Genomic DNA, 19,964 nt, shown 5'->3' with positions numbered 1-19,964 from the left:
ATCGGATAGGTAGCGGCAAATTCCAAGTGCTTGGTTTATTTCAAATTTCCCGTCGCCCACCGTCACAGTGGCGATCAAACCTGCGACAAACGCTGATCGATAGCCCGCAATACCGGCCCGTACCCCAGCCAATCCAACCTGTGTACAGCCTGGCGAATCGTTTGCAAAAAGGCTGGAGTCGCCGTGCGCGTGGCGCGGGTCAGCCACTGCACCGCCTCTTCGCGCCGCCCTTGGCCGATCAGCATCGTTGCGTAGCTGCACTGGCCACGAAAGTCACCCGCCAGGGCCGCGCGCTGGAACCACTCGAAGGCCACCGCCAGGTTCTGCGGCACCACCCAGCCCTCTTCGTGAAAACGCCCCACCAGGTTCATCGCCTTGGCATGCCCGCTGTCGGCGGCACGCTGGTACCACGCCAGGGCCTGGGGCATGTTCTTGTTAACGCCGCGGCCCTGGCTGAGCAGGTTGGCGTAGTTGTACTGGCCCCAATCAAGGCTGCGTTCGGCGGCCGCCTGGTAATGGCGTGCGGCGCCTGGCAAGTCGGGGGCGCAGCCCCAGCCCAGTTCCAGGCAACGGCCCACCATGTTCAAGGCACCCAGGTGGCCGGCACTGGCGGCGATGCGAAACCAGCGCAGGGCCAGCGCCGCATCCTGGCCAATGCCGTGGCCGTCGAGCAGCGCCTGGCCCAGCCGCGCCTGGGCCTCCAGGTTGCCGGCAGCCGCCTGGTCCAACAACAACCGGGCCACGGCGCCACGGCCCTGCACGCCCAGGCGCAGGACGGGATCGGCCAACATCAGAAGCGGTACTCGCCAGTGACGGTGGCACCGCGGCCGTCACCCGGTAGGCCATAGCCTCGGCCGTTGTACTCGCTCCAATAGTGCTTGTTGAACAGGTTGGTGATGTTCAGGCGCACGTCCATGTCGCGGTTGATCGCGTGGGTGAAGGCCATGTCATGCACCACGTAGTCGGGCACGGTGGTCTTGGTGGCGGAACTGGTGACCGAGTCGGCGCCGGTGCCGGTGCCTTGGTAGATGTCCACGGTGTCGACGTACCGCACGCCGTAGCTGAGGCTGTTGTCGCCCGGCAGCTTCCAGGTGTTCCAGACGCTTAAGGTGTGCTTGGGCGTGTTGGCGATGCCGACGCCATCGTCAGAGCCTTCGTTGGCGGCCTTAAGCGTCTTGCTGTCCTGGAAGGCGTAGCCTGCGTAGATCGACCAGTGCTCGGTGATGTTGCCGGCCACGCCCAACTCCAGGCCACGCACGCGTTGCTCACCGCCCACGTCGAGGGTGGCGCCGGTGTCGTCGTCGGTGTAGGTCAGGCTGCGCTTGGTTTCGTACAGGGCGGCGGTCAGGCTCAGATTCTCGTCGAACAGGTCCCACTTGGTGCCCAGTTCGTAGGTCTTGCCGCGCTGGGTACTGTCGCCGGTATTGCTGCCGGTCTGGGCAATGGCGGTCAGGCTGTTGGGTTGGCGGGCGTTGGCGTAGCTCAGGTAAATACTGCCGTTCTCGACCGGCTTGTAGACCAGCGCGGTGTGCACGCTGTTGATCTTTTCCGAGGCCGACGAATTGCCGCCGTCCACCCAGGCGGCGGTTTGGCTGCTGCGCGAATAGTTGCCGGTGACACGCGACTCGTAGTGGTCCTGGCGACCGGCCAAGTGCAGTTGCCAGTGCTCGTCGAACTTCAGGGTGTCGAGTACGTAGAAGGCCTTGTCGACCTGCTCGGCAGCGATCTCGGAGCTGGTGTAGGTGTCGGCCGAGTACGGGTACTTGGACCAGGTGTTGCTGGCCGAGGTCAGGTTGTTCATCTGCGTGGCGTCGGCGGCGGTGAGTTTGCCGATGTTCGATTGCAGGGTTTGCTTGCTGTACTCCACGCCCGTGACCAGGGTGTGGCCGATGCCGTAGGTATCGAAGTTGAAGGTCAGGTTGCTCTGGTCGCTCCAGGTGGCGTTGGTCTGGTCGCGCGACGGGGTGTTGATGGTGCGTCGGTACACGCCCTTGTTGGCATGCACGCCGGGCGCCGGGCTGTTGGGGCCGTAGTAGGTGCCACCAGGGGTGGTCACGAAGTAGTCGTGGTCCAGGTGGAAGTAGGTCAACTGGTTATCGAAGCTGACCGTGTCATTGAAGTCGTGGGCGAACTTCAGGTTCAGGCGGTGCGACTCGTTGTTTTCCTTGTCCAGGTTGCGCCAGCCCCAATAACTGTTCCAGCCGGCCAGGCGGTGGGGGGCACTGCCATGGGTGCCGTTGACGGTGGGGATGCCGTAGTCGGTGTTGCCGTTGTCGTGCAGGTATTCGTAGGCAAGGGTGAAGCGGGTGTCGGTGCCCAGCCCCAGGGCCAGCGACGGCGCAAAGCCGTTGCGCTCGCGTTGTATCCAGTCACGGCCGTTGACGCCGCCCTTGTAGCCCACCACGTTCAAGCGAAACGCCGCGCCTTCGCCCAGGCCGTCGATGGTGTGGTTGATGTCCAGGGTGGAGCGCTTGTAATCGGCAGTGCCCACGCCCACGTCCAGGGTGTTGAAGTCCTTGAGCTCCGGGGTCTTGGTCACCAGGTTTACCGCGCCGCCGATGGCGCCCACGCCCCAGCCTGAGCTGCTGGAGCCCTTGAGCACTTCCACCTGCTCGGTGTTGAACAGTTCGGAGTGGGTGTACTTGGCCGGGTCACGCACGCCGTCACGGTAGATGTTGCCGTCGGCATTGAAGCCGCGAATGTTGATGCTGTCCCCTACCCCACCGCCGCCTTCGCCGGAGTTGAAGGTGATGCCCGGCACGTTGCGCAACACGTCTTTCAAGTCCTGGGCGTTCTGCTCCTGGAGCACACGCTTGGGCACCACGCTGATGCTTTGCGGGGTGTCGCGCAGCGCTTCGGTGAATTTGCTGCCCGACAGCCGCTCGGTCTGGTACGGCGTGCCATTGTCCTGCGCCGCGTCGATCACGGTCTGCTGCAGTTGCAGGGTGTTGGGCACTTCATCGGCGGCGTAGGTCAGGCCGCTGAGGGTGGCGACAGCCATGCCTAAGGAAACGTCCAGGCGGGGGTGAAGGGCGGTGGGGCGGTTCATGAGGTTCTCGCACTTGGAAGGGGAGCGGGTTAAAGTAAACGGCAACGATTCGCTTTCGCGCATTCTGCGGCATGGCTTCTCAAGTTCTCGTTAAGAAGATTTCACCCCTGACACATTCACCTTCACGGCCCTACCCATGCGCATTCTGGTAATCGAGGATGACCTCGACATTCTCAACAACATCACCCGCTACCTGAGCCGCCGCGGCTACATCCTCGATTGCGCGGAAAACGGCGCCCAAGGCCTGGAGATGGCCCGCAGCGGCGAGTTCGACCTGATCGTGCTCGACCTGATGCTGCCGCGCCTGGACGGCTACACCCTGTGCCGGCGCCTGCGCGAGCACAGCGGGCGGCGCACGCCGGTGATCATGGTGACCGCCCGCGACACCCTGGACGATCGCCTGGAAGGCTTCGAAGCCGGTGCCGACGACTACCTGGTCAAGCCCTTTGCCCTGGCCGAGTTGGCCGCCCGGGTGAATGCCCTGTTGCAGCGCAGCAGCCCCCAGCAATCGGCCGTGCTGCAAGTGGCCGACCTGCGCCTGGACACCGCCACCCTGGCGCTGAGCCGTGCCGGCCAGCCATTGAAACTGCCACCGGCGCCCTTGCGCCTGCTGACCGCCTTGATGCAGGCCAGCCCCGCCGTGGTGGCGCGGCGTAAACTCGAAGAGCTGCTGTGGAGCGACTCGCCGCCCGACAGCGACAGCCTGCGCACCCACATCCATCAACTGCGCCACGTGGTCGACAAGCCCTACCCCCAGCCCCTGTTGCGCACCGTGCACGGCATCGGCTACCGGCTGTGCGCCGATGGCTGAGCCACGCCGCTTCAGCCTGGGGCGGCGGCTGATCCTCACCTACGGGCTGGTCAGCCTGCTGACCGGCGCCGGGGTGCTGGGGCTGTCCAACTTCAGCCTCAACCGCCTGGAAATGCGCCTGCAAGACATCGACATGGGCATCGGGATCCAGCGGGTGCGCAGCGAAATCGCCAGCGGCGGCGCGGGCCGGCCCGGTCGGTTTTTTGCAGGCTTACCCGGCTCCCCAGTGTTCCCGCCGGACTTGCGGCAATTGGCGCCCGGCTTCTACAAACTGATGCGTGGGCAACGCCTGTGGCACGTGCGGGTGTTGGACGACGGCCCGCAGCGCTTTTTGTTGATGCGTGACTACACCGACTACGAACATGGCCAAACCACCATGCTGATCGTCGGCGTGATCAGCCTGGGGGGCATTGTGCTGCTGGCGGTGGCGCTGGGCCTGATCACCAGCCGGCGCCTGGTGCGGCCCATCGAGCGCCTGGCCGCCAGCATGACCGAGCGCAGCGGCCAGCCGCCGTCCAGCCGCCTGGCGCCGGATTTTCCAGCCAACGAAATCGGCACCGTGGCCCAGGCCTTCGATGACACCTACAACCACCTGGAACTGGCGTTGCAGCGCGAGCGGCTGTTTACCGCCGACGTCGGCCATGAGCTGCGCACGCCAATGATGGCGGCGCTCAGCGCGTGCGAAGTGCTGCAGGATGAGGAGCCACTGAGCCCCGATGCCAGCGCGCAGCTGCGCCGCATCCAAGCCTCGATCCAGGACATGCGCCAGCGCCTGGACACCTACCTGATGCTGGCCCGCGGCGAACGCGACTGCCTGGGGTTTGCCCATGGCACCCTGGCCGACACCGCCGCCGAACAGGTCGCCCACAGCAATGCCCAGGCCAGGCGGCTGGGCCTTGAGTTACAACTGCAGCAGCTACCAGACGAAACCGAACCACACGGCTACCCCCTGCCCTTGCTGCGTACCGTGTTGGGCAACCTGCTGCGCAACGCCCTGCAGTACGCCGGCAGCGGCAGCCAGATCCACGTGCGCGTGGGCGCAAACTGGCTGGAGGTGGAAGACAACGGCCCGGGGGTGCCGGCCGATCAGCATGGGGCGATCTTCTTGCCGTTTACCCGGGGGTCGCAACCCAGCGTTGATAACCTTGGGTTGGGCTTGTCGCTGGTCAAGCGGATCTGCCTGCATCAGGGCTGGACCATCGACGTGAGCTCGCCGGTGGGTGGGCCGACGTGTTTCCGCCTGGTGTGTTCGGTTTGAGATCGGGAGGGCTGGGGTGAAGGGCGTTGCGCCGCTCACAAAAAAACCCGCTGCCACCCCAAAGGGCAGCAGCGGGTTTTTCAGCTAAGGCGACTTACTTGCTGTCTGGCAGCGCGTAAGCGATCACGTAGTCGCCACGGTCAGCCGACTGGCGAGCACCGCTGGCGGTGATGACCACGTACTGCTTGCCGGTTTTCGGCGAGACGAAGGTCATCGGGCCACCTTGGCTGCCCACGGGCAGGCGGGCTTTCCAGGCTTCTTCACCGTTGGCCGAGTTGAAGGCGCGCAGGTAGTAGTCCTGGGTGCCGGCGATGAACACCAGGCCGCCTTGGGTCGACAGCGTGCCGCCCAAGGTTGGCATGCCGATCGGCAGTTGCAGGTGCATCTTGATGCCCATGGGGCCGGTGTCCTGCACGGTACCCACCGGTACCTGCCAAGCGATCTTCTGAGTCTTCATGTCGATCGCGGTCAGGGTGCCGAATGGCGGTGCCTGGCAAGGGATGCCGGCTACCGACAGGAAGCGGTTCTTGTTCACGGCATACGGGGTGCCCTTGAGCGGTACCGCGCCCATGCCGGTGTTCAACGCTTCGCCACCGGAAGAGGCCTTGGCGTCTTTCTGTTGCGGCACCATCTGGCTCCACAGGCCCAGACGCATGTCGTTGACGAAGATGAAGCCGTGCACCGGGTCAGTCGACAGGCTGCCCCAGTTCATGCCACCCAGCGAACCCGGGAAGCTCAACGAGACGTCGGTACCCGGTGCGGTGTACAGGCCGTCGTAGCGCATTTTCTTGAAGGCAATCCGGCACAGCATCTGGTCGAACGGGGTGGCACCCCACATGTCCGACTCGGTCAGGGTTTGCGCGCCGATCTGTGGCATGCCCACCGATTTTGGCTGGGTCAGCGAGTACGGCTCGTTAGGGATGTTGGACGCCTTGACCGGTACTTCTTCAACCTTGGTCAACGGCTGGCCAGTGTGGCGGTCCAGCACGTAGATCTGACCGGCCTTGGTACCAATCACAACGGCCGGGACTTTGCTGCCGTCAGGCTTGGCGAAGTCGATCAGGCTTGGCTGCATCGGCAGGTCGAAGTCCCACAGGTCGTTGTGCACGGTCTGGTAGACCCACTTCTCTGCACCGGTGGTGGCGTTCAACGCCAAAATCGAGGCACCGTACTTGTGGTTCAGGGCGGTACGTTCCACACCGTAGATGTCGGTGGACGAGCTGCCCATCGGCAAGAACACGGTGTTCATCAGCGGGTCGTAAGACATCGGCGCCCAGCTGTTCGGCGTGCTGCGCACATAAGTGCTGCCATCAGCCGGGGCTTTTTTGTCTTCAGGGTTGCCTGGGTCGAATGCCCAGCGCATGGCGCCTGTGACCACGTCAAAACCGCGGATCACGCCACCTGGCATGTCGGTTTGCACGTTGTCGGCGACACGGCCGCCCACCACCACGGTGGTCCCGGCCATCAGCGGCGCGGAGGACAGCTGGTAGTAGGAGTCCGGGACGTTACCCAGGCCAGCCTTCAAGTCGACCTGGCCATGGGTGCCGAAGCCCTCGCACAGTTTGCCGGTGTCGGCATCCACGGCGATCAGGCGTGCATCAATGGTGTTGGTCAGCAGGCGGCGCTCACAAGCGGCGCCGGCAGGCACGGCAACGGGAGCGGCCGGGGTGCTGCCATCGGTTGGGCTGGCTACGGCTGCGGTTGCGTCGAAATACGCCAGGCCCCGGCAACGCTGCCAGACAGCCGACTTGGCATTGATTTCGTTTTTCCACAGCTCTTTGCCGCTGTCGGCGTCCAGCGCAATGATGTTGTTGTGCGGGGTACAGATAAACACCTTGTCGCCCACTTGCAGCGGGGTCATCTGGTCTTCGGCACCGTTGCCGTCGCTGATGGCGATGTCACCGGTGTGGTAGGTCCACACGGGCACAAGCTTGGCGACGTTGCTGCGGTTGATCTGGTCCAGCGCTGCGAAGCGGCTGCCACCTTCGTCGTTACCGTAGTGCTCCCAGTTCTTCTGCGCCTTGGCCGGGTCGACCTTGGTCAGGCCAGGGCCGTCGCCAGTGGGGGCCACCGAAGCGTGGGGCTGGAACATGCCCCAGGCACCGACCACGATGCCGATCAGCAGCAACAGGCTCAACGCGTAGCCACCGTTGCCGGTCAAGCCGTTGACCTTGCGCAGGCTTGGGTAGGCCAAGGCCACCACCAAGCTCAACACGGCCAGGGCGAACAGGCGCGACACCAAAGGCCAGAACACCCAACCGGCGTCGACCACCGCCCAGATAATGGACAGCACCGCGACCAGTGCGAACAGCCAGGCACCGGCCAGGCGCTGTTTGAACAACAGCACGGCGGACACCAGCATGCCGAGGCCGGCCAGCACGAAGTACAGGCTGCCACCCAGGGTGGCGAGGTAACCGCCAAGGCCTGTGAAGAGTAAGCCGAAGAGCAGAACGCCAAGGCCGGCGACCCAATTGGGCCAACGGGCAGCGGATGCCGAAGGTTGTGATCTAGTCATGTTGTGCATGATCCTACTGACGCATGAACGTGTGTGGGGAAAGGTAAGCGTAGTAGAGGCGACCGCGTTTTGGGCGGTTGTCTGGACGCACAAGCCCTGGAAGCCGTGCGACGCCGCAGCCACATTACCTGGGGTGACAAGTACGAATAACGCCTGAGCAGGCGTTAACTAATTAGTTAGTTCGTATTGCAAGGATAACAAAAAACGCAGGGCCTGCGACAAGTTGTCATTCTCGAAGGGGGAAAAACACTGTTGTGGCGTTTGTAACAATCAGGCCAGCCGCCCGCAGAATCGGGCTCGGCTGGCCTTGACCTCAGGCGCTGACGGCAGTCTGTGTGCCCAGCGTTGGTGCATCAGCCTCTTGCGCCTGGCGCTGATCGGCATCGCGGTACTGCAGGTAACTGCGCTGGATGGCGATCTGGTCGGCAACGTATTTGGCGTCGTGCCACACGCCCCAGATGAACGACGAGCCACGGCGTGACTGCCACGGCAGGCCAAGGAAATAAATGCCATGCTCGGCAGACACGCCGCGCTGGTGCTGCGGTTTGCCGTTGGCGTCCAGGGCGTTGGCCGGCAGCCAGCTGTAGTCCACGGCAAAGCCGGTGGCCCAGATGATCGTGGTCACGCCCGCCTCCACCAGGTCCAGTTCGCGCAATGGCTGGCGCACGCACTCGGGGTCGGCAAAGCGCTCGCGCGCCTCGGGTTCCAAGGGCAGGTCCAGGCCGTTGCGCTCGATGTAGGCATCGGCGGCGTCCAGCAATGCCAGGTAGTTCTCGTCGCCGCGGTTGAGGTTGTCGACCAGGTCAGGCCGGAACGTCGCCGTGCTGCCCTCAAAAGCCTGGGTCAGTCCCACCAGGATCATGCCGCGATGGGCCAGGCCGCGAAAATCCACGGTACGCCCGCCATGGGCGCCGCTGACGGCGATGGTCACGTGCTCGCGGCCCGGCTTCATGGCCGCAGCGTCCCACTCGCCGAGCACCCCCAGCCACCAGCAGAAATCACGGTTGCGGTAGGCGCGTGGCGGGCGGTCGTGCTGGCCTACCGAGAGGTAGACCTGGCGGCCGGAGCGCTGTAATTCATCGGCGATCTGCACACCCGAGGAACCGGCGCCCACCACCAGCACCGCGCCTGCCGGCAGTTGCGCCGGGTTACGGTAGTCGGCCGAGTGCAGTTGCGTGACGCCGTCGATCTGCGGCGCGATGGCCGGGATCACCGGGCGCTGGAACGGACCTGTGGCGGCCACCACCCGGCGGGCTTCGATCACGCCGTCGCTGGTTTGCACGGTAAAGCCTGGGCGGCCGACATTGCGCTGCACGCTTTTGACTTCAACGCCGGTGCGGATGGGCGCGTTGAACTTACGCGCATAGGCTTCGAAATAATCGGCCACGCGTTCCTTGGGGGCGAAGCCGTCGGGGCTCAGGTCGTCAAACTCAAGGCCGGGGAAGCGATCGTGCCAGGCCGGGCCATTGGCAACCAACGAATCCCAGCGGCCGGTGCGCCAGCGCTCGGCGATGCGGCTGCGCTCCAGCACCAGGTGCGGTACGCCCAAGGTGCTCAAGTGTTCGCTCATGGCGACGCCGGCTTGACCGGCGCCCACAACAAGCGTGTCTATTTCGATTTTCCCAACGGTCATGGCTCTGTCCTCCAGCGATGCGGTTCGCTGCATTCTGTTCAGATACCGGGGTGAGCGAAATGATGATTTTTGTGGTCGCAAGGCAGGAAAAACCTTGGGGTCAGCTTTCCAGCAGGCCGTGGCACAGCAGCCCCAGCACGCTGCGCATGTGCCGGGCGTGGGCTGGCGTGTCGGGCGTGGCCTGGGTGGCCAGCTGAATGAAGGCAAGATTGGCGTACTGGTTGAACAGCGTGGCGGCCACCTCGATGTCCACCTGGGGCTTGACCTTGCCCTGGCGCTGGAAGTGCACCAGCAAGGCTTTGGTTTCGGCGATGACTGCCGCATTCCAGGGCCCGAACGCTTCCGAAAACTCGCCGGTGAACAGGAAAGGGGCCAATTCGCGCCACAACGACGCCGGCATGGCGCGCAACTGATAGGCGGTCATCAGCCCCTCCAGCTCACATAGCGCATCGAGCGGATCGCACGTTGCGCCCAGCCGCGAGCGAGCTTCGCGCATCGCCTGCTCGTCGGGTTGCTTGAGCAAGGTCAGCAGGATCTCTTGCTTGCCGCCGAAATAGTTGACCACGGTGGGTGCCGAAACACCGGCCTGCTGGGCAATCTGTTCCAGGGTGGTGGCGACAAAGCCATTGGCTTTGAACAGCACCAGGGCGGCATCGGCGATCAGCTGGCGGCGCTGTTCTTTTTGTCGTTCTCGAAGTCCGGTCATGGGGGCTCTGCACGGCGCTGTTGAATCGGTTCAGGCTACGGAGATTTATTTTTAACCACAAATATTTTCTTTACAAAAATATTTTTAGGTGCCAAATATTAACCACCCTACCCGGCACTCATCAGGAGCACGGACATGACCACCGCCCCCCGCAGCACCCAGGATTTCCAGGCCGCCGACGCCGCCCACCACATCCACGCCTTCGTCGACCAAAAGGCCTTGAACGAGGAAGGCCCGCGCGTGATGGTGCGCGGCGACCGCCTGGCCCTGTGGGACAACGACGGCAACCGCTACCTGGACGGTATGTCGGGCCTGTGGTGCACCAACCTGGGTTACGGCCGCAAGGACCTGGCCGCCGCCGCCACCGCCCAGTTGGAACAGCTGCCGTACTACAACATGTTTTTCCACACCACCCACCCGGCGGTGATCGAGCTGTCGGAGCTGCTGTTCAGCCTGCTGCCCGGCCACTACAGCCACGCGATCTACACCAACTCCGGCTCCGAAGCCAACGAGGTGCTGATCCGCACGGTGCGCAAGTACTGGCAGGTGATGGGCCAGCCCGAGAAGAAAATCATGATCGGCCGCTGGAACGGCTATCACGGCTCCACCCTGGCGGCCACCGCGTTGGGCGGGATGAAGTTCATGCACGAAATGGGCGGCACCATTCCCGACGTGGCGCACATCGACGAGCCGTACTGGTACGCCCACGAGGGTGACCTGAGCCCCGAAGCATTCGGCCTGCGCGCGGCCCGCCAGTTGGAAGAAAAAATTCTCGAACTGGGCGCCGACAAGGTCGCAGCGTTTGTCGCCGAGCCCTTCCAGGGCGCCGGCGGCATGATCATCCCGCCGGCCAGCTACTGGCCGGAGATTCAGCGCATCTGCCGCCAGTACGACGTGCTGCTGTGCGCCGACGAAGTGATCGGCGGGTTTGGCCGCACCGGCGAATGGTTCGCCCACCAGGCGTTGGGCTTTGAGCCGGACACCCTGTCCATCGCCAAGGGCCTGACCTCTGGCTACATCCCCATGGGCGGATTGATTTTGAGCCGGCGCATGGCCGACGCCCTGGTGGAACGCGGCGGTGTGTTCGCCCACGGGCTGACCTACTCCGGCCACCCAGTAGCGGCCGCCGTGGCCATTGCCAACCTCAAGGCGCTGCGTGATGAAGGCGTGGTCAACCAGGTGAAGACCGACACCGGGCCGTACCTGCAGCAGTGCCTGCGCGAGGTGTTCACAGACCACCCCTTGGTGGGCGAAGTACAAGGCATCGGCCTGGTGGCCGCGCTGCAATTTGCCGAAGACAAGGCCACCCGCAAGCGCTTTGCCAATGAAAACGACATCGCCTGGCGGTGCCGCACCATCGGCTTTGAAGAAGGCCTGATCATCCGCTCCACCCTGGGCCGCATGATCATGGCACCGGCCCTGGTGGCCACCCGCATGGAGCTTGACGAGTTGATCGACAAGACCCGCATCGCCGTGGACCGCACGGCGCGCGAGTACGGGCGCCTGTAAACCACACCGCCCCCTGTAGGAGCGGATTGATCGGCGAAAAACCCACCGCGGTGCCCCCTCCGCACCGCGGTGTTTCATTTCATGGATACCTGCAACCCAACCCATCTTTTACCTAATCAAGCACCACAAAAAACCTCGTTTCGCCCTCCCCCCCGCATCGACAGAATGGTGCCATCCGCAATCACCGAGTGAACCGCCCATGGCCACCCCGACCCACACGCGCATTCGCATGTTCAACACCAAAGAAACCTACCCCAACCAGAACCTGGACAACGACCTGTGCCAAGCCGTGCGTGCCGGCAACACGGTGTACGTGCGCGGGCAGATCGGCACCGACTTCGAAGGCAACCTGGTGGGCCTGGGCGACCCACGGGCGCAGGCCGAGCAGGCCATGCGCAACGTCAAGCAACTGCTGGAAGAGGCCGGCAGCGACCTCAGCCACATCGTCAAGACCACCACCTACCTGATCGACCCGCGCTACCGCGAACCGGTTTACCAGGAAGTCGGCAAATGGCTCAAAGGCGTGTTCCCGATCTCCACCGGGCTGATCATTTCCGGCCTTGGGCAGCCTGAATGGCTGATGGAAATCGACGTCATCGCTGTCATTCCCGAATAACCAGGAGGCACATACCATGACGTTTTCCATCGTCGGCCGCTGCGCCGAAACCGGTCAACTGGGCATCGCCATCAGTTCTTCCAGCATCGCCGTGGGTGCTCGCTGCCCGTGGCTGCGGCCGGGCGTGGGCGCGGTGTCCACGCAGAACATCACCCTGCCCGCCTTAGGCCCGCAGGTGCTCGACCTACTGGAAAGCGGGCAGCTACCGGCCCAGGCGCTGGACCAGGCCCTGACCAGCAACGGCTACAGCCAATTCCGCCAGATCACTGCCATCGACCATCTGGGCCGCACCGCGCATTTCAGCGGCAGCGAAACCCTGGGCACGCACAATGCCCTGGCCGGCGAGCAGTGTGTGGGCGCCGGCAACATGCTGGCCGATCGCGCCGTCATCGAAACACTGGTGCACACCTTCGAACACAGCGGTGGCCAGTTGGCCGATCGCCTGTTGGCGGCCATGCAAGCGGCCGTGGCCGCCGGTGGCGAAGCAGGCCCGGTGCACTCGGCGGCCCTGGTGGTGGTGGGCGAGCTGACCTGGCCCATCGTCGACCTGCGGGTGGACTGGGCCGATGAAGACCCCATCGGCCAGCTGGAACAGTTGTGGACGGCCTATCGCCCCCAGATGCAAGACTACATCACCCGCGCCCTGGACCCGACCAAGGCGCCCAGCTATGGCGTGCCTGGGGATGAATGAATGAACCGCAGCCGTGACCTGCTGGCCCGGCTGGTGGGGTTCGACACCACCAGCCGCGAATCGAATTTGCAATTGATCGAGTTCGTACGCGACTACCTGGCCGAACATGGCGTGCCGTGCGCACTGATCTTCAACGTCGAGCGCAGCAAGGCCAACCTGTTCGCCACCTTGGGCCCGGACGACCGCCCGGGCATCGTGCTGTCGGGCCACACCGACGTGGTGCCGGTGGACGGCCAAGCCTGGACCGTGCCGCCCTTCGCACTCAGCGAACGCGAGGGCAAGCTCTACGGGCGCGGCACCGCCGACATGAAGGGCTACATCGCCTGCGTGCTGGCCGCCGTGCCGGCCTTGCTGGCCGCGCCGCTGCGCATGCCGGTGCACATTGCCTTGTCCTATGACGAAGAAGTCGGCTGCCTGGGCGTGCGCTCGCTGCTCGCAGAACTTGAGCAGCGCCTGCACAAACCGCTGCTGTGCATCATCGGCGAACCCACCGAGCTCAAGCCGGTACTGGGCCACAAGGGCAAGCTGGCAATGCGTTGCGACGTGCACGGCGCGGCCTGCCACTCGGCCTACGCGCCCCAGGGCGTCAACGCCATCGAGTACGCCGCCGAGCTGATCGGCGAACTGGGCCGCATCGGCTCGCGCCTTCGGGCGCAGCAAGACACGCGCTTCGACCCGCCCTTCAGCACCGTGCAAACCGGCGTGATCAGCGGCGGCAAGGCGCTGAACATCGTGCCGGCGGACTGCCGCTTCGACTTCGAAGTGCGCGCCCTGCCCGCGCAAGATCCTCGTCAGGTGGCCGAGCAGCTAGAGCGCTATGCCCAGCAGGAAGTACTGCCCAGGATGCGTGCGGTCAGTGCCGACAGCGCCATTCGCTTTTCCGAGCTGTCGGCCTACCCGGGCCTGGCCACCGATGCCCATGGCCAGGCGGCGCAACTGATCGCGCAGTTCTGTGGCAGCAGCGATTTTACCACCGTGGCCTTTGGCACCGAGGGCGGCCTGTTCGATGCCATCGGCATCCCCACCGTGGTGTGCGGGCCGGGCAGCATGGACCAGGGGCACAAGCCCGATGAGTTTGTCAGCCTGGAACAGTTGCAAGGCTGTGACGCAATGCTGGGGCGCATCACCCAAGCCCTGCGCCGTTGACCTCAGGTGCCCACCTTGGGCGCCAGTACTTCCCGGCAATGATCCACAAACAACTGCGCCGGCTTGGTCAACTGCGAGCGGCGCAACCAGGCCGCCGAGAGCCCGGAACCGGTCACTTGCTCGGCCAGCGGCACGCACACCACCTTCTGCCCGTCGTAGGTGTACTCCGAATGCGGCCGGGTGACCAGGATCGAAAAGCCAAACCCACGCCCTACCATGCCCCGCACCATCTCGATGGACGGCGAGCTGAACAGGATGTTGGGGGTCAGCCCGCGCTCCTCGAAAATGCTCACGAAGTAGGTACGGCTAGGCTGCACGTCCAACAGCACCATGGGCTCGAGCACCAGGTCGTTGAGCGACACCTTGGCCTGGTGAGCAAAGCGATGCCCTTCGGGCAGCAGCGCATAGGGCTGCTGCGGAGCCATCAGTGGCGCGGTGTCGATGGTGCTGTCCAGGTCGTGTTCATACAGCATGGCCAGGTCGATGCTGCCCGAGGTCAAGGCCTGAACCAGTTCCTGCTGCTCGCCATCGCGAATGCGGATTTCCACTCCCGGCCAGCGGTCACGAAAGCCTGCGATCAGGCGCGGCAGGTACAGCGGCGCCACCGTCTCAAAGCACCCGATGTCGATTTGCCCGGCCACCACGTCGTTATCGGCCAGGGCGTTTTGCTCGAATTCGTGAGCCACCCGCAGCAGCTCCTGGGCCTTGCGATAGAAGCGTGCACCACTGGGGGTCAGTGAAACACCCTGGGCGTGGTGGCGAATGAACAACTGTACGGCAAAACTTTCTTCCAGGTGCTTGATCGCGGTGGAGACCGAAGGCTGCGCGATGTACAGCTTGCGCGAGGCTTCGGCGACGCTGCCGCACTCCACCGTAGTCACGAAATATTTGAGCTGGCGCAGGTTGTAAGCGGCCATGGCGTCCTCGACGGGGGTGGCTGGATCGTGCGCGTTATTCTGCGTGGTTCGCGCGACGGGCGAAACAAGCGATTTCTTCAAGCTTGATGCTAAAAAAAATGGCCTGCCCAACTTCGCCCGAGCGCACCAAAGCGGTGCGCTGCGGGTGAGCTTTTTTATCGATCAAGACCACATTTTTACTAATTTCCTGCCTGTGCCGCTTGGCCCACTATCGGCCTCACTGATCATGGACATGGCTGCTGACCCGGCCATTTGGGAGACTGCAGTGACCGACCTGAACCACTGGCAAAGCCTTGCACGCACGCAGCGCTTGATCGCGACTTCAAGCATTGACGGGCGCGCCCACGCAGCCCTTGAAGGGCAGACCTTCGCGGTCATCAACCCGGCCACCAACGCCTTGCTCGCCCACGTCGCGGCCTGCACCGACGCCGATGTCGACCTGGCCGTGGGCGTAGCCCGCAGTGCTTTCGAAAACGGCCCCTGGGCCCGCATGGCACCACGCGAACGCAAGGGCATCCTGTTGCGACTGGCCGAGCTGATCCTGGCCCATCGCGAAGAATTGGCGCTGCTCGACTCGCTGAGCATGGGCAAGCCGGTGATGGACGCCTACCAGGTCGACGTGCCGGGCGCCGCCCAGGTGTTTGCCTGGTACGCCGAAAGCCTGGACAAACTCTACGACCAGGTGGCCCCCACCGGCCCCGGTACCCTGGCCACCATCACCCGCGTGCCATTGGGCGTGATCGCCGCAGTGGTGCCGTGGAACTTCCCGCTGGACATGGCCGCCTGGAAAGTCGCACCGGCCCTGGCCGCCGGCAACAGCGTGATCCTGAAACCCGCCGAGCAGTCGCCCTTCTCGGCCCTGCGCCTGGCTGAACTGGCGCTGGAAGCCGGCGTGCCTGCAGGCGTGCTCAACGTGGTCACAGGCCTGGGCGAACAGGCTGGCCGCGCCTTGGGCCTGCACCCGGACGTGGACGCACTGGCCTTCACCGGCTCCACCCAGGTGGGCAAGTACTTCATGCAGTACTCGGCGCAGTCCAACCTCAAGCAGGTGTGGCTGGAATGCGGCGGTAAAAGCCCGAACCTGGTGTTCGACGACTGCCAGGACCTGGACCTGGCTGCCGAAAAAGCCGCCTTCGGGATTTTTTTCAATCAGGGCGAGGTGTGCTCGGCCAACTCGCGGCTGTTGGTGCAACGCTCCATTCACGACGAATTCGTCGAGCGCCTGGTCGAAAAAGCCCAGCAGTGGCAACCCGGTGACCCGCTCGACCCAGCCAGCAAGATGGGCGCCATCGTCGACGCGCAACAGGCGCAGAACATCATGGGGCATATCAGCCACGCCCACGCTGAAGGTGCCCGCTTGGTCGCGGGCGGTGAACGGCAGGTGATCAATGGCTCGAACAACTTCATCCCACCCACACTGTTCACCGGGGTGACCGCCGACATGCGCCTGAGCCGCGAAGAGGTCTTCGGCCCGGTGCTGGCCATCAGCGCTTTCGATGACGAAGACCAGGCCGTGCGCCTGGCCAATGATCACATTTACGGCCTGGCTGCCTCGCTATGGAGCGATGACCTGAACCGCGCCCACCGCGTGGCCAGCCGCCTGAACGCCGGTACCGTGTCGGTGAACACGGTGGATGCGCTGGACGTGTGCGTGCCCTTTGGTGGCGGCAAGCAATCGGGTTTTGGCCGCGACCTGTCGCTGCATGCCTTCGACAAGTACACGCAACTGAAAACCACCTGGTTCCAACTGCGCTGAACGGTCGCGCCACTGCGGCCCAGAAACTGCTTGTGCAGTGACAAAGCCGGCTGCCAAAACGCCGGCACGTCCAGCTTCAACCTTGATGCCCCCTGCCCGCAATTGCTGCCCGGGTTTTAAACCTGGGCACTACAGAGTGATCGAACGCATGAATAACAACGACTCCAGACCGGCAACCCTTGAACTGAGCACCATCCAGCCCATCGCGCACGATCAGCGCCATGGTCGTGCCCGCGACCTGTTCACCATCTGGTTCGGCTCCAACATCATGTTGCTGACCGTAGTCACCGGCGCCCTGGCGGTGACCGTGTTCAAGCTGCCGTTCATGGCGGCCATGCTGGCGCTGATCGCCGGCAACTTGATCGGTGGCATCTTCATGGCCCTGCACTCGGCGCAAGGCCCGCAACTGGGCGTGCCGCAAATGGTGCAGACCCGCGGCCAGTTCGGCTCATACGGCTCGTTGCTGGTGGTGGCCCTGGTGGTGATCATGTACCTGGGCTTCTTTGCCTCCAACCTGGTGCTGGGCGGCCAGTCGCTGCACAGCCGCTACCCGCTGTTCAGCACCAACCAGGGCATCGTGCTGGTGGGGGTGATCAGCGTGATCGCCACGGTGTTCGGCTACCGGCTGATCCATGCCTACACGCGGGTGATGTCGTACCTGTCGGGCGCCATATTACTGCTGTGTTTCATCTGGATCGTCGGCGTGCACGGCTTGCCGGCCGACTTCCTGCAGCGTAACGCGTTCAACATCCAGGGTTTCCTTGGCACCCTGTCGATCGCCGCCCTGTGGCAGCTGGCCTACGCGCCGTATGTGTCCGACTACTCGCGCTACATGCCGGCAGACACCGGCAGCCGCTCGGCGTTCTGGTCCAGCTACTGGGGTTGCTGCCTGGGTTCGATCCTGCCCATGGCACTGGGGGTGGTGGTGGGCTTGTGCGTGGAAGGCGACATCATTGAAGGCTTGATCGAAATGACCGGCGGCCTGGCCACCCTGGTGGTCGCGGTGTTCTCGGTGGGCATCGCCGCCACCAACGCCATGAACCTGTACTGCGGCACCCTCTCAGCCATTACCGTGGGCCAGACCCTGGTGCCGAAATGGTCGGCGGGCGCCCTGTCCCGCGCCGTGACCGCGCTGGTGCTGTTCTCGATCTCCCTGGCCCTGGCGCTGCTGGGCCAGGATGACTTCATGGCCAACTACACCAACTTCATCCTGTTGCTGCTGTACGTGCTGGTACCGTGGACGGCGATCAACCTGGTGGACTACTACCTGATCGCCCACGGCAGCTACGACGTGGACTCCTTCTTCCGCCGCGACGGGGGCATCTACGGCTACTTCAACTGGACCGCCGTGGGCTGCTACGTGCTGGGCATCCTGGTGCAGATCCCGTTCATGGCCACCGAGCTGTACACCGGGGTGATCGCCAAGGCCATGGGCGGTGCCGATATTTCCTGGATCGTCGGTTTGCTGGTGATCTCGCCGGTGTACTACTTCGCCAGCCGCCTGCGTCGCCAGCCGGCATTCAAGCCTGCCGGGAGAAACGCATGAACACCGAGTTCGACTACCTCATCGTCGGCGCCGGCTCCTCCGGCTGTGTGTTGGCCAACCGCTTGAGCGCGGACCCGGCCGTGAGCGTGTGCCTGATCGAGGCCGGCAGCCACGACAACAGCCCGCGCATCCAGACCCCGGCCGGCACCATCACGCTGTACAAAAGCAAAAAATACAGCTGGAACTTCCTCTCGGCACCGCAAAAGCACCTCAACAACCGTACCATGCACACCCCGCGCGGCAAGGCGCTGGGCGGCTCCAGCTCCATGAACAGCATGATCTACATTCGCGGCCACGCCAGTGACTACGATCGCTGGGCCCAGGCCGGCTGCCCCGGCTGGGACTGGAACAGCGTGCTGCCGTATTTCAAAAAGTCCGAAAACAACCGCCTCGGCCAGGACCCACGCTTGCACGGCACCGTGGGCGAATTGAACGTGGAAGCGGCGCGCGACCCCAACCCGGTGTCGGCGTTGTTCGTGAAGGCGGCGCAACGGGCCGGCTTGCGTCGCAATGATGACTTCAATGGCGCGCAGTTCGAAGGCTGTGGCCTCTACAACCTGACGCAAAAAGACGCCAAGCGACTGTCCAGCTACCGGGCCTTCGTGAAGCCGATACTGGATCGGCCCAACCTGACCGTGGTCACCGACTGCTCGGTCGATAGCCTGATCCTTGAACAGAAGGTCGCCAAGGGTGTGAACGTGCGCGTGCAAGGCGTGCAAAAGGCCTTGACCGCACGCCGCGAAGTGCTGCTGTGCGCCGGTGCCATCGGCAGCCCGCAGCTGTTGCTGGCCTCCGGCATCGGCCCGGCGGCCGAGCTGGAACAGGCCGGCGTGCAGGTTGCCCATGACCTGCCCGGCGTGGGCAAGAACCTGCAAGACCACCTGGACGGGCTGATCACCATCCGCTCCAAAAGCCCGCTCACGCTGGGGTTTTCCCTGGGCTCGCTGCCCAGCATTCTGATGTCGCCGTTGCGTTACCTGTTCGGTAAAAAAGGTTGGCTGACCACCAACTACGTCGAGGCCGGCGGCTTTGCCCGCACGCCCCTGTGCGGCGAGGTGCCCGACGTGCAATTTCACTTCGTGCCGGGCTACCGCAGCCACCGTGGCCGGCTGTTCGAATGGGGCCATGGCTACGCCCTGCACACCTGCATCCTGCGCCCCAAGAGCATCGGCGAGATCCGTTTGCAGCGCGGCGGCCAACTGGCCATCGATTTCAACTTCCTGGCCGACCCCGCCGACGCCCAGGTGTTGATCGAGGGCTTGAAACTGGCGCGGCGCGTCCTGGCCGCCAACGAATTCGACGGCATCCGCGGGGTCGAGATGCTGCCGGGCAAGCAGGTGCAAACCGACGAGCAATGGATGACCTACGTGCGCGAATACGCCGCCACCGTGTTCCACCCGGTGGGCACCTGCAAGATGGGCGTGGATGCGCTGAGCGTGGTCAGCCCGCAACTGAAGGTACACGGCGTGCAAGGCCTGCGCGTGGTCGACGCCTCGATCATGCCGACACTGGTGAGCGGCAACACCAACGCGCCGTGCATCATGATCGGCGAGAAAGCGGCCGAGATGATCCTGGCCCCGACGCGCGCCCCCGTAGGCGCGGATTTATCCGCGAAGGCCACACCGTATACGGCCTGATGCACCGCAGCGGGCTTTTCGCGGATCAACTCTACAGGCGATCGCATTCCTTCTGTAGGAGCGGATTCATCCGCGAAAAGGTCACCGCAGTGTGTCAGGCAAATTGCGTCGACTGCTTCGCGGATGAATCCGCTCCTACAGGTGGGGGCGATTTTGTGCGCGATAGGCCCGCCC

The 19,964-nt window shown here is 64.2% G+C and carries 15 protein-coding genes; 9 read left to right on the top strand and 6 right to left on the bottom strand.

Annotated elements, in window-relative coordinates:
- Positions 1 to 74 precede the first annotated feature (74 nt).
- Both L9B60_RS23960 and L9B60_RS23955 read right to left on the bottom strand, forming a co-directional pair.
- A complete protein-coding gene (locus L9B60_RS23960) occupies positions 75 to 791 on the bottom strand; it encodes a tetratricopeptide repeat protein (protein WP_249673447.1) in 717 nt (238 codons plus the stop codon).
- A complete protein-coding gene (locus L9B60_RS23955; RefSeq protein ID WP_249673446.1) occupies positions 791 to 3,049 on the bottom strand; it encodes a TonB-dependent receptor in 2,259 nt (752 codons plus the stop codon). Before L9B60_RS23955 ends, L9B60_RS23960 begins: the two co-directional genes overlap by 1 nt.
- A gap of 136 nt (positions 3,050 to 3,185) precedes the next feature.
- Between L9B60_RS23955 and L9B60_RS23950 the strand changes: the two genes are divergently transcribed.
- Both L9B60_RS23950 and L9B60_RS23945 read left to right on the top strand, forming a co-directional pair.
- Entirely contained in the window at positions 3,186 to 3,860 is a 675-nt protein-coding gene (locus L9B60_RS23950) for a response regulator transcription factor (RefSeq protein ID WP_249673445.1), read from the top strand.
- Positions 3,853 to 5,118, top strand: coding sequence for a sensor histidine kinase (locus L9B60_RS23945; RefSeq protein WP_249673444.1), 1,266 nt, complete (start codon positions 3,853 to 3,855; stop codon positions 5,116 to 5,118). Before L9B60_RS23950 ends, L9B60_RS23945 begins: the two co-directional genes overlap by 8 nt.
- A gap of 94 nt (positions 5,119 to 5,212) precedes the next feature.
- Here L9B60_RS23945 and L9B60_RS23940 read toward each other — a convergent pair whose 3' ends face one another.
- The 3 genes from L9B60_RS23940 to L9B60_RS23930 all read right to left on the bottom strand — a co-directional run bounded on the left by L9B60_RS23940 (position 5,213) and on the right by L9B60_RS23930 (position 9,972).
- Positions 5,213 to 7,633, bottom strand: coding sequence for a glucose/quinate/shikimate family membrane-bound PQQ-dependent dehydrogenase (locus tag L9B60_RS23940; RefSeq protein ID WP_249673443.1), 2,421 nt, complete (start codon positions 7,631 to 7,633; stop codon positions 5,213 to 5,215).
- A gap of 313 nt (positions 7,634 to 7,946) precedes the next feature.
- A complete protein-coding gene (locus L9B60_RS23935) occupies positions 7,947 to 9,299 on the bottom strand; it encodes a flavin-containing monooxygenase (RefSeq protein ID WP_438866006.1) in 1,353 nt (450 codons plus the stop codon).
- 67 nt (positions 9,300 to 9,366) lie between these two features.
- Entirely contained in the window at positions 9,367 to 9,972 is a 606-nt protein-coding gene (locus L9B60_RS23930) for a TetR/AcrR family transcriptional regulator (RefSeq protein WP_249673442.1), read from the bottom strand.
- A 135-nt stretch (positions 9,973 to 10,107) separates the two neighbouring features.
- Here L9B60_RS23930 and L9B60_RS23925 point away from each other — a divergent pair, with 135 nt between their 5' ends.
- The 4 genes from L9B60_RS23925 to argE all read left to right on the top strand — a co-directional run bounded on the left by L9B60_RS23925 (position 10,108) and on the right by argE (position 13,934).
- On the top strand, positions 10,108 to 11,481 hold the full coding sequence (locus tag L9B60_RS23925; RefSeq protein WP_249673441.1) for an aspartate aminotransferase family protein: 1,374 nt from the start codon (positions 10,108 to 10,110) through the stop codon (positions 11,479 to 11,481).
- A 199-nt stretch (positions 11,482 to 11,680) separates the two neighbouring features.
- Positions 11,681 to 12,097 (top strand): RidA family protein, encoded by a 417-nt coding sequence (locus L9B60_RS23920; RefSeq protein ID WP_249673440.1) that lies wholly within the window; start codon positions 11,681 to 11,683, stop codon positions 12,095 to 12,097.
- A gap of 16 nt (positions 12,098 to 12,113) precedes the next feature.
- A complete protein-coding gene (locus L9B60_RS23915) occupies positions 12,114 to 12,788 on the top strand; it encodes a DUF1028 domain-containing protein (protein ID WP_249673439.1) in 675 nt (224 codons plus the stop codon).
- Entirely contained in the window at positions 12,789 to 13,934 is a 1,146-nt protein-coding gene (argE, locus tag L9B60_RS23910; RefSeq protein WP_249673438.1) for an acetylornithine deacetylase, read from the top strand. It begins immediately after the preceding gene.
- A gap of 2 nt (positions 13,935 to 13,936) precedes the next feature.
- Here the strand turns inward: argE and L9B60_RS23905 are convergent, their stop codons facing one another.
- Positions 13,937 to 14,851, bottom strand: coding sequence for a LysR family transcriptional regulator (locus tag L9B60_RS23905; protein WP_249673437.1), 915 nt, complete (start codon positions 14,849 to 14,851; stop codon positions 13,937 to 13,939).
- Positions 14,852 to 15,083: 232 nt separating this feature from the next.
- Here L9B60_RS23905 and L9B60_RS23900 point away from each other — a divergent pair, with 232 nt between their 5' ends.
- The 3 genes from L9B60_RS23900 to L9B60_RS23890 all read left to right on the top strand — a co-directional run bounded on the left by L9B60_RS23900 (position 15,084) and on the right by L9B60_RS23890 (position 19,790).
- Positions 15,084 to 16,607, top strand: a complete 1,524-nt coding sequence (locus tag L9B60_RS23900; protein ID WP_438866005.1) for an aldehyde dehydrogenase — start codon at positions 15,084 to 15,086, stop codon at positions 16,605 to 16,607.
- Positions 16,608 to 16,755: 148 nt separating this feature from the next.
- Entirely contained in the window at positions 16,756 to 18,153 is a 1,398-nt protein-coding gene (locus L9B60_RS23895) for a purine-cytosine permease family protein (protein WP_249673436.1), read from the top strand.
- The gene (locus L9B60_RS23890) at positions 18,150 to 19,790 is read left to right on the top strand and encodes a GMC family oxidoreductase (RefSeq protein WP_249673435.1); all 1,641 of its coding nucleotides are present in this window, start codon (positions 18,150 to 18,152) and stop codon (positions 19,788 to 19,790) included. Before L9B60_RS23895 ends, L9B60_RS23890 begins: the two co-directional genes overlap by 4 nt.
- The last annotated feature ends 174 nt before the right edge of the window (positions 19,791 to 19,964 follow it).

The organism is Pseudomonas abieticivorans (assembly GCF_023509015.1).
Lineage (GTDB): Bacteria > Pseudomonadota > Gammaproteobacteria > Pseudomonadales > Pseudomonadaceae > Aquipseudomonas > Aquipseudomonas abieticivorans.
Note: the sequence above shows the minus strand (reverse complement) of the source record. Positions and strands in the feature narration are given on the sequence as shown.

What these genes read in the sequence shown, in the direction of transcription:
- L9B60_RS23960 (WP_249673447.1), bottom strand. Translation starts at nt 791, where the DNA reads ATGTTGGCCGATCCCGTCCTGCGCCTGGGCGTGCAGGGCCGTGGCGCC.
- L9B60_RS23955 (WP_249673446.1), bottom strand. Translation starts at nt 3,049, where the DNA reads ATGAACCGCCCCACCGCCCTTCACCCCCGCCTGGACGTTTCCTTAGGC.
- L9B60_RS23950 (WP_249673445.1), top strand. Translation starts at nt 3,186, where the DNA reads ATGCGCATTCTGGTAATCGAGGATGACCTCGACATTCTCAACAACATC.
- L9B60_RS23945 (WP_249673444.1), top strand. Translation starts at nt 3,853, where the DNA reads ATGGCTGAGCCACGCCGCTTCAGCCTGGGGCGGCGGCTGATCCTCACC.
- L9B60_RS23940 (WP_249673443.1), bottom strand. Translation starts at nt 7,633, where the DNA reads ATGACTAGATCACAACCTTCGGCATCCGCTGCCCGTTGGCCCAATTGG.
- L9B60_RS23935 (WP_438866006.1), bottom strand. Translation starts at nt 9,299, where the DNA reads ATGCAGCGAACCGCATCGCTGGAGGACAGAGCCATGACCGTTGGGAAA.
- L9B60_RS23930 (WP_249673442.1), bottom strand. Translation starts at nt 9,972, where the DNA reads ATGACCGGACTTCGAGAACGACAAAAAGAACAGCGCCGCCAGCTGATC.
- L9B60_RS23925 (WP_249673441.1), top strand. Translation starts at nt 10,108, where the DNA reads ATGACCACCGCCCCCCGCAGCACCCAGGATTTCCAGGCCGCCGACGCC.
- L9B60_RS23920 (WP_249673440.1), top strand. Translation starts at nt 11,681, where the DNA reads ATGGCCACCCCGACCCACACGCGCATTCGCATGTTCAACACCAAAGAA.
- L9B60_RS23915 (WP_249673439.1), top strand. Translation starts at nt 12,114, where the DNA reads ATGACGTTTTCCATCGTCGGCCGCTGCGCCGAAACCGGTCAACTGGGC.
- argE (WP_249673438.1), top strand. Translation starts at nt 12,789, where the DNA reads ATGAACCGCAGCCGTGACCTGCTGGCCCGGCTGGTGGGGTTCGACACC.
- L9B60_RS23905 (WP_249673437.1), bottom strand. Translation starts at nt 14,851, where the DNA reads ATGGCCGCTTACAACCTGCGCCAGCTCAAATATTTCGTGACTACGGTG.
- L9B60_RS23900 (WP_438866005.1), top strand. Translation starts at nt 15,084, where the DNA reads ATGGCTGCTGACCCGGCCATTTGGGAGACTGCAGTGACCGACCTGAAC.
- L9B60_RS23895 (WP_249673436.1), top strand. Translation starts at nt 16,756, where the DNA reads ATGAATAACAACGACTCCAGACCGGCAACCCTTGAACTGAGCACCATC.
- L9B60_RS23890 (WP_249673435.1), top strand. Translation starts at nt 18,150, where the DNA reads ATGAACACCGAGTTCGACTACCTCATCGTCGGCGCCGGCTCCTCCGGC.